Raw genomic sequence first — 15,171 nt, forward strand, 5'->3', positions numbered from 1 at the left:
ACAGGCGGCACAGGACCGGTCGTCAACTATCCTTTTTTTATGACTATAGATCCAGCAAAACATTCTTCAGCCCCGGTTGTCGGCATACTGATGGGTTCGGACTCCGATTTTGAAATCATGAGGGAGGCCTCACTGGTTTTTGACGAGTTCGGAATCTCTTCGGAGATCTCCGTGATTTCAGCCCACCGCACTCCCCACGACCTCGAAGAGTATGCAACTTCTGCCATAGAGCGCGGCCTTAAAGTCATTATTGCAGGAGCCGGCGGCGCAGCGCACCTTCCCGGAGTTACAGCAGCCATGACCGTTCTTCCGGTAATCGGCGTACCGATTTTCAGCAAAAAGCTTAACGGGCAGGACTCACTCTACTCTATTGTCCAGATGCCTGCCGGCATTCCGGTTGCAACCGTCGGGATTGACAATGCCCGTAACGCCGCACTGCTTGCCATCCAGATTCTTGCGCTCTCCGATGAACCGCTGATGGCCGCTCTGATTGAGTTCCGCAATAAACTTGCCGATGCTTCGCGCCAGAAAACCGCGAAAATCAGGGAAAAACTGCATGCAAAAGACTGAGCACTGGATAGATCGCCTTCAGCTTCTCCCCCACCCTGAAGGCGGCTTCTACCGCGAAACCTACCGGAGCAGCGCCTCCTACTCCTTCACCGGTAACGCCCCATTCGAGGGTTCCCGCTCCTGTGCGACCGCAATCTACTATCTGCTGAGAAACAGCGAGTGCTCAAAGCTGCACCGGATTCACTCCGATGAGCTCTGGTTCTTCCATGCCGGTGATCCGCTCACGGTGCATGTTTTTGCTGAAACAGGGGCGCCCTACTCGTTTACTCTCGGTCAGTCGCCCGATGAAGGTCAGGTATTTCAGGAGTTTGTTCCGGCTGAGAGCTGGTTTGGCGCTGAACTTGCCAACCCTGAAAAGGAAAGCTATGCACTGGTAAGCTGCGTTGTAGCACCCGGATTTGATTTCCGTGACTTCTCATTTGCCCGGAGAGCGGCACTGCTGCAGCAATTCCCCGGCCACGCGCTGCTCATCGAGCGCCTCACCTGACCACGCTACCAGCTTTTGCGCAAGGCAACGTTTAACTGGTACTCCCGCGATCCTGTGTTACCAATACCGGCCATCATGCCTGTCTTTACAGAATACTCGATACCACTCCGCTTTGCATTCCGGCTGATGATCCCTACAGCTCCCCCGACATGAACCCGTTCAGCATCCACCCTCAGGCTTCGCCCGCTCTCTTTATAGGTAACTTGTGAGGATGCACCGGAATCCCTCTCGGTATTAATCTCGAAAAATGGAGAAAATGAGAGCCCTTCCGGTTCGAATTTCCCTGCCATACCTGCGCGGGCAAGCAAGCTACTCTCTTCATGAAGCTGCACTCCCCCTGAAGGTGTATGCATCTCGAACCCGCCAAGACGCATCCAGATCAGCTGAGCCTGTGGCTCAAGAAAAAATGATCCGGCAATGCCAATCCTTAACCCGCTTTCAAGCGAGGCACTAAACCCCCAGAATCTCCCGCTGCTCTTTGCTCCCCCTTTGAACGACGCATCAACATCATATCTGGTCGCCTGCACAACCCCTTCAAGAAACGTTGTTCCGGAGAGTTCAACACTCGAATATCCGCCAATATTCATCGTAAACGCATCGACTCTTCCGGCACTCACTCCACCCTCTTCCATGATATCCGACTTCACATACCCGGTTCCGGCATAGAGACCGTGTCGCATCATACCGTTACTGAATCTGAACGCCTTAAGATCGCTGCCTATCTGCATGGCACTGCGATAGCCTCCCGTCTCTGCTGGCTGACCGCCGCTCTCTGCACGAAAGAGAAATCGGCTTCCGGTTGTGCGAATCCACCATGATTCCTGCCCTCCATGATCCCCCCGAGACCAGTAATAGAGCTGACGGTGACGGAACCGTGGAACCGACTCCGCTCCATGACGCTCAAGCATCGGGAGAATTGTCTGGAGTACCCGGTGCTCTTCCGGAATCCCGGAACTCTCGATAGCCTCAACTGAGGTGTCAATGGAATAATCGGATACCTCTTCATCTGAAAGATCGGTGGTCGTATCAACATTCGGAGCACTCAGAATCTGCAGATACCAGTCTCTGCCGACCTTAACCACTCTTACATTGGCACCGCGAAAAACCGGGGATGAACCATCCACGGAAAAGGCATTCGAACTGCTTGTACCATAGACCTTTGCAATAAGAATACCATTGCCTCCTGTTGTCATTTTAATTTTTCCTTTCTCGGAGATATTTCGCACCAGAAGAGCGGTTGAACCAAGTACCGTTCCGCTTCCAGCCACACTCACCCGGCCAACCGAAAGGAGATCAAGCGCATCCTGGTTGTTCTGGCTTCCGCCTCCCAATGCCAGATCAAGCCCAAGCGAACCTCCACCTCCGGTATAGGTTGCACTTACCGTCACCCGGTCATTAGCCTCACCATCGCGCAGATCGAGCAGTCCGCTGTTTTCAAGATTACCGGCAATCTCATACCTTCCCGGCGAGTTTCCGGTAGCCATTACGGTTGAACCGGCTTCGATCATAAAGGTAAGCTGCTGACCGTAAGAGGGTGCAAGACGAAGAAGATCATCAAGGTCCAGATTGACGCAGGATGCTCCAGCCACTTCAATCCGTTCCCATCCTTTAAACGCATCGGTGATAACCCCGTTCCAGGAGGAGAGCACGATCCTGTCACCTGCCGACTCATCTCCGCTCCCGCCATCGATGAGTGGCGATCGGGAAATATCAACATCACCGCTGAGTTCAATCCGGTCATCCCCTTTATCGAACCTGACCGTTGAAGCCAGAACAGTGCCATTGTCCAGCCTCAGCGTATCATCTCCTGTCCCGAAATCAATATCCCCCGTTACCCTTGCGTTCTCCATAAGATGCAGCAGATCACGGTCTGCGCCGAAATTGATCGCTCCGTTTACCATTGAGCCTCCCGTCATGATCAGGGAATCACTGCCTGACCCCATAACAATACTCCCCGTTACTGAAGAGAAGCCGCTCATCAGCAAAGCATCATCGTTCTCCCCGAAATCCAGATCCCCCGTTACACTTCCCGAATCACGCATCGTCATCATATCACTTCCCGCGCCAAGAGCGATGTTACCAACAAGCATACCGCTTTCAGCCACAACAATGCGGTCGTCAGAGGCAATGGAGTCCGAAAACTCCCCGCTTCCGGCAAACCCTCCTGAATAGATGGCATACCCGAGAGTTCCGTTTTTGTTATCGACGCCGGAGAGTGTACCGGAAACAAAAATATTCATCGGCCCTTCACTCATAATTCCCGCAGCAGCTCCTTTTGCCACAGCCGAAACCATCCCGGAAACGGTCAATGCATCGCTTTCTGTTGCTCCATAAATACCTGCTTTTGCATAGATCCCGGCGGCATTATTACTGCCGGTTGTCGCACTCACTTCGCCTGAAACCACTCCTCTGACTGAAATTGCGCCGCTCCCGGCGTAAAGAGCATAGGCTTCTGTCGTGGCTGCTGAAGCAATGATCTTTGCAGATTCGGCGATACTGCCGGTAATGATCAGTGATGAACCTGCATGCAGGGCATGTGCTTTTGACCCTTTCCTGGAAGAAACATCGATCCTGCCGGAGAGATCACCGGCAAGGGTGAGCGATGAGCCGGAATAGATACCATAGGCTCCGGAGGTGCCTGCTATGGCAAGCAGCTCTCCTCCGACTGATCCCCTGATTGTCAGATCACCTCCCTCAGCATACAGCGCAGCCGCTTTCGTTGTCCCTGTTGATGCTGAAATTGAGGATGAAACAGCAATATCACCATTGACTTCAAGGGTGGAGGCGGAATAGATACCCCAGGCGCCCGACTCTGCCGCATCAGCTCTTATACTTCCTGTCGCGCCTACTCCTCCGTAGAGTGTAACCGCATTCCCGCTGATTCCGTACGCATCGTCCAGGCCCGCATCAGCAACTATCGATCCGCTGACTCCTGTCGTACCGCCACTCCGGCCTATCGTCACGCTTCCTGCTGAATAAATACCACAGGCTGTCGATCCGCTGACCCCCTCCGCCGTGATGTTTCCGCTTTCAGCTATTCCCCCAGTTATGGTGAGGCTGCTCCCCTCATCACTCCCCCCATACAATCCGTATACCCGGCCGCCGCTCTTCGTTGTTTTCGCAATAACCTCCCCGCCGATTCCACCACCAATCGTCAATCCTGCAGCGCCATGCAGACCATACGCGATACCGGTTCCTGCACTCGCCGTCACTGTCGAACCTTCCGATATATCTCCCGTGATATCGAGTGAAGTGCCCGAAGAGATACCATAAGCACTTGTCGTCCCTGTTGTAGCTGAGAGTCTACCGATCACGGATCCGTTTATAACAACTGGACCATCCTCAGCAAAGATCGCATACGCTTTTGAACTCCCGGCTGAGGCTGTAACAGTTGATGATGCAGCAATATCACCGGTAATGGTGAGCGCACTCCCGGCATAAAGGGCATAAGCTGTTCCACCGGTCATGGCTGTAGCACTGATATCGCCACACAGATCACCGACCATATCAAGCGTTGTGGTAGCATCCAGAGCAAAAGCATTATTCCGGCCTGCCGATACGGATATTCTCCCCGTCCGGGTGACTCCTCCATGAACGGTAACCGTATTACCCCGAACGCCATATGCCGTATCATATCCTGCCGTTGCAGATACCACACCACTGATTCCTGTTGTTTGGCCACGTTGACCGATAGTGATCGCACCGCCGGAATAGATACCATAAACAGTGCTGTCCGAATTATTTACGGTGTTGACTGCCGTTGCCGTGATAGTGGCTGATGACGTGACTCCGCCGCCGAGATTCAACGTCGTTGTTTTCGACATTCCGCTCCTGATCCCGTAAGCGGTTCCGCCGCTCGTTGCTTTTGCCGAGACAGAACCGGACAGCTCGCCACTTACTGAAATATTTCCAACCGAATAGAGCGCGTAGACGCTGCCGGTGGCTTGTGAAGAGATCGTTGATCCTCTTGAAACCGCCCCGGATAGAGAGAGTGATCCACCGGCATATACTCCATAAGCCGAACTGCCGGTTGAGGTGTTGAGCAGATTACTGCCAAGATTTCCTGAAATGATGAGGTTGTCGGCAGAGTAGAGCGTTACGCTTCCGGTACTACTGCTCTGCATACCAAGGGTCAACAGCTCATCCGCCAGAGAAACCTGCACGTTCGTAGTCACCTTCAGGGTTCTGGCATTTGCTGTCGAAGTCACGTGGGTTACCTGTAAGGGAGCCCCGCCATTGTTGGTCATGATCACCGCCGGTTTTTTTATGAATTCCGGCGTTAAAAAAAGAGTTATTTCAGGATCAGCTGCAGTAAATTCGATTGCATTCGCTCCGGCCCCGGCACTGTTCAGCTCAAGAATCGCCTGGTTAAAGGTTCCGTATCCGCTGTCACCGGAATTACTGACCGTAAAAACCGCCCCGTCAGCGCTCTTATCGGAGATCACAGCAAGAAGCAGTATAATCGACAAGTTTCGCTTGTTCATGGGTGTGCCGCTCTGCCGAAAATGTTTGCGCTCCCCGAACGACAGGCTCGCAGAGAGATATACTTTTTTCACGTATATTTTACGTTATTTATCACAAAAACAGGCACAGAAAACCGAATATTTTGCCTAATACCGTCGATTCAGACACATCCCGTGCAGATGTAAAAAGTCCGATAGCTGCCGTAACTGACGACGAAATCGGGAAATCGTGGAGTTTTATCTCTTTTTTATTACTTTCAAACGGGTTATAGAATTGAGCAGAATAGAGACTAACAGAAGAGACAGGCGTTCATGAAAAAGCATGTTGTCATAGTAGGCGGTGGATTTGCTGGGATCAATGCGGCCAAGGTGCTCGGCAACAAGCCGGATATCGAGATCACCATCATTGACCGGAAAAACTACCACCTCTTCCAGCCGCTCCTCTACCAGGTAGCGATGGCCGCCCTTGGTGAGGGCGATATCGCCGCGCCCCTGCGAAACATGCTGGCGAACTACCGGAACATTACGGTCTTCAAGGGCATCGTCAGAAGCGTCGATATCGAGAAGAAAACCATCGTTACCGATTTCCGTGAGATCACCTACGACTACCTCATTCTTGCCTGCGGTGTACAGCACCACTATTTCGGCAACAACCAGTGGGAGGAGTTTGCTCCGGGGCTGAAAACCCTTGCGCAGGCAAAGGAGATACGGCGCCGGGTCATGGAGGCCTATGAGCGGGCGGAACGGACAACCGATTTCGTTGAACGCAAAAAGCTGCTCACCTTCATCATTGTTGGCGGAGGACCGACCGGAGTTGAGCTGGCCGGTTCAATAGGAGAGATGAGCCGCTACACTCTCTCAAAATTTTACCGCAACATCGACCCGAAGCTTACCCGGATTTTTATCGTCGAAGCCGCACCGCGCATTCTCGGCTCTTTTTCCCCTGATCTGGCCAGCAAGGCAACCCGCTCGCTGGAGAAACTCGGCGTGCAGGTATGGACCAACAGCATGGTCAGCAACGTCGATGAAAACGGCGTACAGATCGGCAATGAACGCATAGAAGCCGCTACCGTGCTCTGGGCCGCAGGCGTTACGGCGACCGGTATCGGCAAAACCATGGATGTTGACACTGACCGTATCGGACGGATTATTGTTGATGAAGATCTCAGCATTCCGCAGCATCCGGAAATATTTGTCGGCGGTGACCTGGCCAATTTTCAGCTTGAGGATGGCAGAACACTGCCTGGTCTTGCTCCTGTTGCACTGCAGCAGGGACGCGCCATCGGCAAAAATATCCTGCTCGACCTGAAAGGCAGAACAAGAAAGCTCTTCCGGTACCGCGACAAGGGACAGATGGCAACCATCGGAAAAAACAAGGCGATTGTTGAATTCGGCAGTCTGAAATTTGACGGCATTTTAGCCTGGTTTACCTGGCTGCTGGTCCACATCTACTTTCTCACCAGCTTCCGCCACAGGGTCTTTGTGCTCCTGCAGTGGGGATGGTCATACTTCACCTTCAGCTATGGCGCCCGACTGATAGTCAACAGGGAGTGGAGATTCTATCCGGAAGCCTGTTCAAGCAGCTCCGTTAACGATGAAGAGGAGTGAGCAGGCCCCTCCCGGTAACGATGATCGTCGGCACACTGCTGGCGTTATGCTTTATCGGCATAGCCGCCTGGCTCCTCTTTTTTCCAGGAACCATTCCTCTGGCATCAAGGGAGGATCTCCGGCTGTATGCACTCCTCACCGGAGCCTACGGCATCTGGCGGCTTGTGCGGGTCTGGATGGTGTGGAAACAAGCCGAAGAAAATGTTTGAAAGCATCGGAATTGATCCTTATAATCAACCAATCAACTGAAAAAGACACCTCTCATCTTTTGAGTACCAGAGCATGAAACAACTGCCCATCACACGGGAAACCGAACAGAAACTTTTTTTTCATAACTATGCCCGGCTGCCGATTGCCGTATCGCATGGCGAAGGGGTGTGGCTGGTCGGTGATGACGGCACCCGCTATCTTGATATGCTGTCAGGCATCGGTGTCAATGCGCTCGGATATGGCGACAAACGGCTTGTAGCGGCCATAGGCGATCAGGCGGCAAAGCTTATCCATGCGTCGAACCTCTTCATGATGCAGCCCCAGTTCGAACTGGCGGCAAAGCTCCTGGAACTATCCGGGCTCTCGAAAGTCTTTTTTGCCAACAGCGGCACGGAAGCAATCGAGGCTGCCATCAAAATGGCAAGGAAGTGGGCCGGCCAATCGGGTGACCAGCATAAAAAAGAGGTGCTCTCGCTGAGCAACTGTTTTCACGGCAGAACCTACGGCGCCCTGTCGCTGACGGCAAAAGCCAAATACAGTGACGGTTTTGAACCGCTGCTCCCGGAAACAGGGATGATCACCTTCAATGATATTGCGGATCTCGAAACCAAGGTTTCCGCAAAAACCGCCGCGGTTTTCATTGAAGTGGTACAGGGCGAAGGCGGTATTCACCGGATTTCACAACCGTTTATTGACCGGCTGAAAGAGCTGCGGCAGCAGTACAACTTTCTCATTGTTGCCGATGAAATTCAGGCGGGATGCGGCAGGACAGGAACGTTTTTCAGCTATTCGCCGCTCAATGCCGACCCTGATCTGGTCTGCCTTGCCAAACCTCTTGGCGGCGGACTGCCGCTCTCGGCCGTGATCGGCAGCGAAAAGGTAGCCGATGTACTCTCCTACGGCAATCACGGTACCACCTTCGGCGGCAATCCGGTCGCCTGTGCTGCGGGAATTGCCATGATCAATGCCATTGATGAGGACAAGCTCATGGAAAATGCTTCAGCAATCGGCAGCTATATTCACGAGAAGCTGCAGCTACTGGCCGCAAAACACCCGCAAATCCTTGAAATACGGCAGTATGGGCTGATGATCGGCATAACGGTTGACAAGGAGGCTAAATATTATGTTGAACAGGCCCTGCAGAAAGGGGTGCTTGTCAACGCCACCAGCGTGAACGTCATAAGGCTTCTCCCCCCGCTCTGTATCACCAGGGAGGAAGCTCAAAAATGTATAAACACACTTGATGAAATCTTCAGCGAAGAGAGAGCAGGGTAAATCCCCTGCCGCAAAAACAGCCGCAATGCCCCTCGGGAGAGTCAACTATATCCTGATTGCTCTCGGAACGCTCGTTATTGCTGCCAGCTTTGGAATAATGTTCCTTGAGAAGGATGTGGACGGGGTTTTCGCACTCTTCGTCAGCCCCGTCACCCTGACGGCGGCCTATGCAGGCATTGCCTTTGCCGTGCTCTACCGCCCGAAAACGAAAAAAAGCAGCTGAAAAATCGCTGCTATTACCTGTCGTGAGCGGTTTGATGTTCAAGCCCCGGAGGGGCGAAACATTGGTAGCGCAGTCCCGACGAAGTCTGGGCCGGGATGAGGATTTTGAGCACCACCCAAGGAAACAATCGAATCGCGGAACAAATTAAGAGCGGTGAGTCAGTCGAGCTGGAACTTTACCGGCACGGTAAACCACACCTTGATCGGGCTGCCGTTCTGCATTGCAGGGTAGTATTTCGACTCCATCACCGATTTGATGGTCACGGCATCAAAAACAGTGCAGTCAGCAGGAATACGCTTCATCACCTTCGCCTTGATAGGCCTGCCATCTTCACCGATCAGCACACTGACAAATACCTTTCCGGTAATTCCGGCAATTTTTGCCATTTCGGGATAGAGCGGTTTTTTCTGGTCAAGAAAACCCGGCATCTTCTCGCAGGGTATGAACATCGGAACATCATCACCTGAACCGGCTCCGGATCCCGAACCTGCACCGGTGGTCTGTATTGCCTGTTTAAGCTCCTTTTGCGTAGCAACCGTCTGCTGAAGGGGAACTTCCGCCTGACTGACCTGTTTTATTTTACCGACATTCGGAGGGGGTGGAACCGCCGCTGAAGGGGTGACAGGAGTCGGCTCGGGAGCATTGAGCGGTGGAGGTGGAGGAAGCTGGGTAACACTGGTAACCACTTCATAGCACTCAACCATCGGGGCGTCATCATGACCAAACCAGCCGGTAATAGAAGAGATAAGCTTCCAGTTGGCCGTCACAAGCCAGAACAGAGAAAGAAGCACGACAGCGGTAATAACTCCGTGGCTCAGAAAAAGATGGGCCTGCCGGCGGAGAACAAGATTGCCGTATTGCAGCTTGCGCAGAGTTTCAGTATCAAGAAACTCATCACCGAAAGACCAGGTGATCGCTTTACGCTGATAGGTCTCCTGATGGACTTTTTTTAACTTTGAAGACACCTGAATGAACTCCTTTGCTGATTATACGCTTAAACAGCTCTTTTGATTTCCAGCGCATCCTGCTCGGTAAAGTCATCAAGACTGAACCGGTCTATTTTCATAAGGTTCAGCTCATCGATAATATCAACAAGCTGCTTGTACCTGGCTTTGTCGCTGATTTTAACGACAATGACCGTCTTCTCGTTGGCTTTCGCCTGCTGTTTGATCAGTTGACGCAACGGCGTGCTCAGTACATGCCGATGGCTGTCCTGGGTATCGTAAAGGGGAATACGCCGGGGAGCCTCATTGCCCAGAGAACAGTATGCCATGGCTTCATCAGCGATTCTGAGTGTCATGACATTATTTTCGGCAACCTTCACTTCGGTCATTTCCGGAGGAAGGTTGATCTCCATCGTATTTGATTTCGAAAAGGTCGTTGTCAGCATGAAAAAAGTCAACAGCAGAAACGCCACGTCCACCATCGGGGTCATATCGAGATGAAACCCTATTCGTTTTGAATGCCGCTTCTTTTTACCGGGACCCCGGCGGCCATTTGGAGAATCAACAACACCCATTGTCAGCGGCCCTCCTTTTCAAATACAGTAACCAGATTGAAGGTCAGAAGATTGGCCTTTTTATAAACCTTGATCACATGGTTTACCGCATCAAAACTCGCATCTGAATCGGCCCGGACAACCGGTCGAAGTTTCTGGTCGGCAAAACGTGCCATAACCACAAACCGGTCAAGTTCATCGCGCTCGACAGGAAAGCTGTCGGCAAGTTTGAAGTGTTTCAGTGAATCCTGTACAGCCGCTGCTGAAAACTTTGCGGCTATGAGCTTCTGCTTCACAACGGAGTTGAAAATTTTCTCCCTCGACTGCTGGGATGAGACCCCCATAAAAAAGGTATTATCTCCGCTCACCGTCACCGTAAGCACATCCGATTCGGGAAGCTTCAGATCCGAATGAGATGAGGGAAGGTCAATCCGGACAACTTCCGGAGGACGGAATTTGGTTGTCAGCATAAAAAACGTCAGGAGGAGAAACGCAACATCCACCATCGGCGTCATATCAAGTCGAAAACCAACCCGTTTAGCCTTGATTCTCGACATCAGTTATCCGATTTTCCGGTTCCGAGAGTATGAATGATATAAAAGGCCGCTTCATCAATCGTATAGTTGAAACGATCCACCCTGCTGGTAAAGATATTGTAGGCCACAATACCCATGATACCGCCGCAAATACCAAGCGCGGTATTGAAAAGAGCCTCTGAGATACCAAGAGAGAGCTGGACCGCATCAGGAGCGCCGCTTGTAGCCATGGCGGCAAAAGCGCGAATCATGCCAAGCGTTGTTCCAAGAAGTCCGACCATGGTGGAAATCGATGCAATCGTGGAGATCGCGACAAGATTTTTCTCCAGAAGCGGCATCTCCATAATCGTAGCCTCCTCCACAGCCTTCTCCATCTCGCTGATCTTTTTCTCTCGATCAGTCACATTGAACTGGGCAAGTTTTTTATAGCGCTCAAGCACTGAACGAAGGACCGCAGCCAGTGAGCTTTGATGATCATCACATTTCAGAATTGCCTGATCAATATCCCCGTTGTCAATATCCTGTTTAAGCAGATGCACAAACTCGGGAATATTGCCTTTTCCGGAAGCCTTGTTGAGCGCAATGATCCGTTCTACAACGTAGGCAATAACCATAAGAATCAGCGCCATAAGCACCGATACAACCGGTCCGCCCTTCCATACGGCATGAAACATCGACTCAGGAGGGTTCGTGCCCATCCAGACATAAAACCCTAAAGAAACCAAGTAGGTTACGACAATAAGTAAACCCGTAAATAAACCCTGTTTCATAGACTGTTTTTTATTTTTGTCTCTCCGGCAAATAACACCGGTGTGATAAACCACTTTGTAATTTGCTATACTGTGGTGGAAATCGATGCAAAAAATCTACTACAGTAGAGCTGAATTTAGTAAATAAGCTTGCGATTTTTAAATACTAATCGATCCGGAAAAGAGAAATAGACGTATTCCAGCAATAATTTTTATAACCGGGTACCGATAGATGATCCCTCATACAGCCATTGATGATGTCCGTCAGGCTGCAGACATTGTCGATATTATCTCCGATTACCTAACCCTTCAGCCTTCGGGAAGAAACTACAAGGCCCTCTCCCCTTTTACCAGGGAGAAAACCCCCTCTTTTGTGGTTTCACCCGAAAAACAGATCTACAAGTGTTTTTCAACCGGCAAGGGCGGCAATGTCTTCTCCTTCATCATGGAGATGGAAAAAGTCTCATTTCCCGAAGCGGTCGAACTGGTTGCCAAGCGAGCCGGGGTGGATATCAGCCGATTTACCGAAAAGAAAGAGCGTGAAAAGCCGGGAGAAGAGAGCCGGACTGAAACTCTCCGCTGGGCGGCAAAGTTTTTTCATCAGACGCTTCAGGGCAGTGAAGGAAAAACCGCCTCTGTCTATCTCGGAACAGAGAGAGGGCTTTCGGAAAAAACCATCCGGAGCTTCGGCCTCGGTTATGCGCCTGAATCCTGGGAGCATCTCTTCAACGCAGCCAAACGTTCGGCAATTCCCCAGGAGCACCTGGTTGATCTCGGACTCATAACCCACAACAAGCAGAGAAACTCGTGGTATGACACCTTCCGTAACCGGGTGATCTTTCCGGTCTTTTCGGTTGGAGGGCAGGTTGTCGGTTTCGGAGGACGCACGCTCGGCAATGATCCGCATGCGCCAAAATATCTTAACTCTCCGGAGAGTGCGCTGTTTGAAAAGTCAAAACTGCTCTATGGCCTTCACGCCGCCAAAAACGAGATCCGCCGGATGGAGAGTGCCATCCTTGTTGAAGGCTACATGGATGTCCTTGCCCTTCACCAGGCCGGTATAACCAATGCTGTCGCCTCATGCGGCACCTCACTGACACGCTATCAGGCGAAAATCCTGCAACGCTACACCCGGCGGGTACTCTTTATCTATGATGCTGATCCTGCAGGCCTGAAATCAATGATAACGGGTATCGAAACCCTTCTTGCAGAGGGTATCACCCCTTTTGTTGTCATGCTTCCTTCGGGAGACGATCCCGACAGCTTTATTCGCCGGGAAGGGCGGGAAAAGTTCCTGCAGTTTACTGAAGCGGAAAAACTCCAATTTCTGGAGTTTCAAATCCGTTTTTTCTCGGAATCCGGCGATTTCGAACAACCGGAGGAAAAATCAAGGTCCATACGCTCAATGGTGCATACGATAGCGCTGATTCCCGACCGTATCCAGCAGGAGCTCTACCTTCAGGAGTTGGCAGAAAAACTCTCCATCAGTCACTCGGCACTCCTTGAACTGCTCGGAAAGCAACTTGAGGCGGAAGGGAAAAAAAGCGTTTCACAAGAACGGCGAACAGAGGTAACCGTTCCGAAAAGGGTGAATAAAGAGCTCTCCGTGCTTGAAAAAACTTTTTTAAAAGCACTGCTTGAAAGCACCGGATACGGCAATGCGGTTCTGGAATTTGCCGCTTCTCATGAAGAGATGCTTGAGCTTTCACATCCGGCAGCACAGCAGATCTTCACCCATATGATCCGCCGCTACCACGAGATCGAAGGGAATCCGGAAGAGCGGATCGACATCGCATCCGAGATCAGTCAGTTCAGCACTCCCGAGTCGAGAGATCTTGCTTCAGGACTGATGATGGACCAGCCGGTCAGCAATAAGTGGCACGAGCTCTCCGATGTCCACGCTGAAAGCGCCAAACGGTGCCTGGCCATGTTTCTTGATGCATTCAAAAACCTTATTCTTGAGCCGCTGATCCGTCAGAAAACCGCCATTACGGAAAAAATCCGGATAGAGAACAATACCGAGAAGGAAAAAGAGCTCTTGATGGAGAAGGTGGCAATGGATAATAAAATCGGAAAAACCACGAAAGAGTTGAAAACCATGATCGAAAACATTGTCAGGAACCTCTGAGCCGCGCATTCTCTATGCACCAAAAAAAAAAAGCCCGTCAGATGGTTTTGACGGGCTTTGAAACAGATAAACAAACAGGGGGTTTTACACATAGCCCACAAGCGGGTTGCGAAGGCAGAGTGCCTTGATCTCCTCTCTGACACCCTGACAGACCTTCGCCACATCAGGCTTTTCAGCCGCAGTAATAACCCGGTCAATCAGTTCAGCGACAGCGATACTGTCCGCTTCAACCATGCCTCTGGTCGTCATGGCCGGTGTACCGATACGGATGCCGCTGGTGACAAAGGGTGACTTGTCATCAAAAGGAACCATGTTCTTGTTGACCGTAACACCGGCATCGTGCAGCAGGTTCTCGGCAACCTTGCCGGTAACGTTCTTGTTGCGCAAATCAAGCAGCATGAGGTGGTTCTTGGTTCCGCCGCTGACAATATTATAACCGAGTGAGGTGAACTTCTCCGCCATCGCAGCAGCATTCTTTCTGACCTGAATGGCGTACTCCCTGAACTCCGGCTTCAGTGCCTCACCGAACGCTACAGCCTTGCCTGCAATGACATGCATAAGCGGGCCGCCCTGGATACCGGGCATAACCTCTGCATCCATCACTTCGGACATCATTTTCACGCGCGAGCCGGTTTTGGTTTTGATGGTAATTCCCATGGGATTCTCGAAATCACTGCCCATCATGATCATACCGCCTCTGGGTCCGCGAAGGGTTTTATGCGTCGTGGTGGTCACAAAATGACAGTGCGGCATGGGATCGCCCAGAAGACCTGCGGCAATCAGTCCGGCAGGATGAGCGATATCGGCCATCAGAAAAGCTCCGACCTTGTCGGCAATCGCCCTGAACGCCTTCAGATCAAACCCCTGCGAATAGGCGCTGGCTCCGGCAATAATCAGTTTAGGTCTGACCTTGAGGGCAAGCTCCTCAACCCTGTTCATATCAATCAAGCCGCTCTCGCGATCCACACCATAGGAGTGCGCATCATACATCTGGCCGGAAAAGTTGACCGAGCTGCCGTGAGTCAGATGGCCCCCATGCGAGAGGTCGAGCCCCATGATGGTGTCGCCGGGCTTCAGCACCGAAAAAAGAACCGCCATGTTGGCGCTCGAACCGGAATGCGGCTGTACATTGACATAGTCGCATTTAAACAGCTTTTTAGCCCGGTCGCGGGCGAGATTCTCGGCAACATCAACAAATTCGCATCCGCCATAGTAGCGCTTGCCGGGATAGCCCTCGGCATATTTATTGGTCATCACCGAGCCGCATGCCTGCATGACGGCACGGCTGGTAAAATTTTCCGAAGCAATGAGTTCAAGTGTTTCAGTCTGCCGGGTCGTCTCATTGGCTATAGCCTCAAAGACCTCTCTATCCTGCAGTTGAAGGATGTCGGTATCCATCGCGAGTCGTTCCTTTTCCTTATGGA

General features: G+C 51.7%; 13 protein-coding genes. 7 read left to right on the plus strand and 6 right to left on the minus strand.

Annotated elements, in window-relative coordinates; all coding sequences use genetic code 11:
• Positions 1–39: 39 nt before the first annotated feature.
• Positions 40–570 carry a 5-(carboxyamino)imidazole ribonucleotide mutase gene (purE, locus tag CFERDRAFT_RS01600; RefSeq protein WP_006365439.1) on the plus strand — a complete coding sequence of 177 codons (531 nt, stop codon included), beginning with the start codon at positions 40–42 and terminating at the stop codon, positions 568–570.
• Entirely contained in the window at positions 557–1,057 is a 501-nt protein-coding gene (locus CFERDRAFT_RS01605; protein WP_006365440.1) for a cupin domain-containing protein, read from the plus strand. The genes purE and CFERDRAFT_RS01605 overlap by 14 nt, the downstream gene beginning before the upstream one ends.
• Before the next feature lie 5 nt (positions 1,058–1,062).
• Here CFERDRAFT_RS01605 and CFERDRAFT_RS01610 read toward each other — a convergent pair whose 3' ends face one another.
• The gene (locus tag CFERDRAFT_RS01610; RefSeq protein ID WP_156777960.1) at positions 1,063–5,613 is read right to left on the minus strand and encodes an autotransporter domain-containing protein; all 4,551 of its coding nucleotides are present in this window, start codon (positions 5,611–5,613) and stop codon (positions 1,063–1,065) included.
• Positions 5,614–5,832: 219 nt separating this feature from the next.
• Here CFERDRAFT_RS01610 and CFERDRAFT_RS01615 point away from each other — a divergent pair, with 219 nt between their 5' ends.
• The 4 genes from CFERDRAFT_RS01615 to CFERDRAFT_RS01630 all read left to right on the plus strand — a co-directional run bounded on the left by CFERDRAFT_RS01615 (position 5,833) and on the right by CFERDRAFT_RS01630 (position 8,836).
• A complete protein-coding gene (locus CFERDRAFT_RS01615; RefSeq protein ID WP_006365442.1) occupies positions 5,833–7,128 on the plus strand; it encodes an NAD(P)/FAD-dependent oxidoreductase in 1,296 nt (431 codons plus the stop codon).
• The gene (locus CFERDRAFT_RS01620) at positions 7,125–7,337 is read left to right on the plus strand and encodes a hypothetical protein (RefSeq protein ID WP_232209735.1); all 213 of its coding nucleotides are present in this window, start codon (positions 7,125–7,127) and stop codon (positions 7,335–7,337) included. The genes CFERDRAFT_RS01615 and CFERDRAFT_RS01620 overlap by 4 nt, the downstream gene beginning before the upstream one ends.
• 73 nt (positions 7,338–7,410) lie before the next feature.
• Positions 7,411–8,613, plus strand: coding sequence for an aspartate aminotransferase family protein (locus CFERDRAFT_RS01625; protein WP_006365443.1), 1,203 nt, complete (start codon positions 7,411–7,413; stop codon positions 8,611–8,613).
• 25 nt (positions 8,614–8,638) lie between these two features.
• Positions 8,639–8,836 (plus strand): hypothetical protein, encoded by a 198-nt coding sequence (locus CFERDRAFT_RS01630; protein WP_050770602.1) that lies wholly within the window; start codon positions 8,639–8,641, stop codon positions 8,834–8,836.
• Positions 8,837–8,994: 158 nt separating this feature from the next.
• Here CFERDRAFT_RS01630 and CFERDRAFT_RS01635 read toward each other — a convergent pair whose 3' ends face one another.
• From CFERDRAFT_RS01635 to CFERDRAFT_RS01650, 4 genes are read right to left on the minus strand one after another with little or no spacing between them, the layout of a single operon-like run.
• Positions 8,995–9,801 carry an energy transducer TonB gene (locus CFERDRAFT_RS01635; protein ID WP_006365445.1) on the minus strand — a complete coding sequence of 269 codons (807 nt, stop codon included), beginning with the start codon at positions 9,799–9,801 and terminating at the stop codon, positions 8,995–8,997.
• 29 nt (positions 9,802–9,830) lie between these two features.
• Positions 9,831–10,355, minus strand: a complete 525-nt coding sequence (locus CFERDRAFT_RS01640; protein WP_006365446.1) for an ExbD/TolR family protein — start codon at positions 10,353–10,355, stop codon at positions 9,831–9,833.
• 2 nt (positions 10,356–10,357) lie between these two features.
• The gene (locus tag CFERDRAFT_RS01645; RefSeq protein ID WP_006365447.1) at positions 10,358–10,891 is read right to left on the minus strand and encodes an ExbD/TolR family protein; all 534 of its coding nucleotides are present in this window, start codon (positions 10,889–10,891) and stop codon (positions 10,358–10,360) included.
• Entirely contained in the window at positions 10,891–11,640 is a 750-nt protein-coding gene (locus CFERDRAFT_RS01650; RefSeq protein ID WP_006365448.1) for a MotA/TolQ/ExbB proton channel family protein, read from the minus strand. Before CFERDRAFT_RS01650 ends, CFERDRAFT_RS01645 begins: the two co-directional genes overlap by 1 nt.
• A gap of 211 nt (positions 11,641–11,851) precedes the next feature.
• Here CFERDRAFT_RS01650 and dnaG point away from each other — a divergent pair, with 211 nt between their 5' ends.
• Entirely contained in the window at positions 11,852–13,747 is a 1,896-nt protein-coding gene (dnaG, locus tag CFERDRAFT_RS01655; protein WP_006365449.1) for a DNA primase, read from the plus strand.
• A gap of 84 nt (positions 13,748–13,831) precedes the next feature.
• Here the strand turns inward: dnaG and glyA are convergent, their stop codons facing one another.
• Entirely contained in the window at positions 13,832–15,145 is a 1,314-nt protein-coding gene (glyA, locus tag CFERDRAFT_RS01660; RefSeq protein ID WP_006365450.1) for a serine hydroxymethyltransferase, read from the minus strand.
• Positions 15,146–15,171 lie beyond the last annotated feature (26 nt).

Source organism: Chlorobium ferrooxidans DSM 13031 (genome assembly GCF_000168715.1).
GTDB lineage: Bacteria > Bacteroidota > Chlorobiia > Chlorobiales > Chlorobiaceae > Chlorobium > Chlorobium ferrooxidans.

Bases quoted from the DNA above. Each gene is read 5' to 3' on its own strand.
- CFERDRAFT_RS01625 (WP_006365443.1), top strand. From the start codon at position 7,411: ATGAAACAACTGCCCATCACACGGGAAACCGAACAGAAACTTTTTTTT.
- CFERDRAFT_RS01645 (WP_006365447.1), bottom strand. From the start codon at position 10,891: ATGTCGAGAATCAAGGCTAAACGGGTTGGTTTTCGACTTGATATGACG.
- glyA (WP_006365450.1), bottom strand. From the start codon at position 15,145: ATGGATACCGACATCCTTCAACTGCAGGATAGAGAGGTCTTTGAGGCT.
- CFERDRAFT_RS01605 (WP_006365440.1), top strand. From the start codon at position 557: ATGCAAAAGACTGAGCACTGGATAGATCGCCTTCAGCTTCTCCCCCAC.
- CFERDRAFT_RS01630 (WP_050770602.1), top strand. From the start codon at position 8,639: ATGCCCCTCGGGAGAGTCAACTATATCCTGATTGCTCTCGGAACGCTC.
- dnaG (WP_006365449.1), top strand. From the start codon at position 11,852: ATGATCCCTCATACAGCCATTGATGATGTCCGTCAGGCTGCAGACATT.
- CFERDRAFT_RS01640 (WP_006365446.1), bottom strand. From the start codon at position 10,355: ATGGGTGTTGTTGATTCTCCAAATGGCCGCCGGGGTCCCGGTAAAAAG.
- CFERDRAFT_RS01650 (WP_006365448.1), bottom strand. From the start codon at position 11,640: ATGAAACAGGGTTTATTTACGGGTTTACTTATTGTCGTAACCTACTTG.
- CFERDRAFT_RS01615 (WP_006365442.1), top strand. From the start codon at position 5,833: ATGAAAAAGCATGTTGTCATAGTAGGCGGTGGATTTGCTGGGATCAAT.
- purE (WP_006365439.1), top strand. From the start codon at position 40: ATGACTATAGATCCAGCAAAACATTCTTCAGCCCCGGTTGTCGGCATA.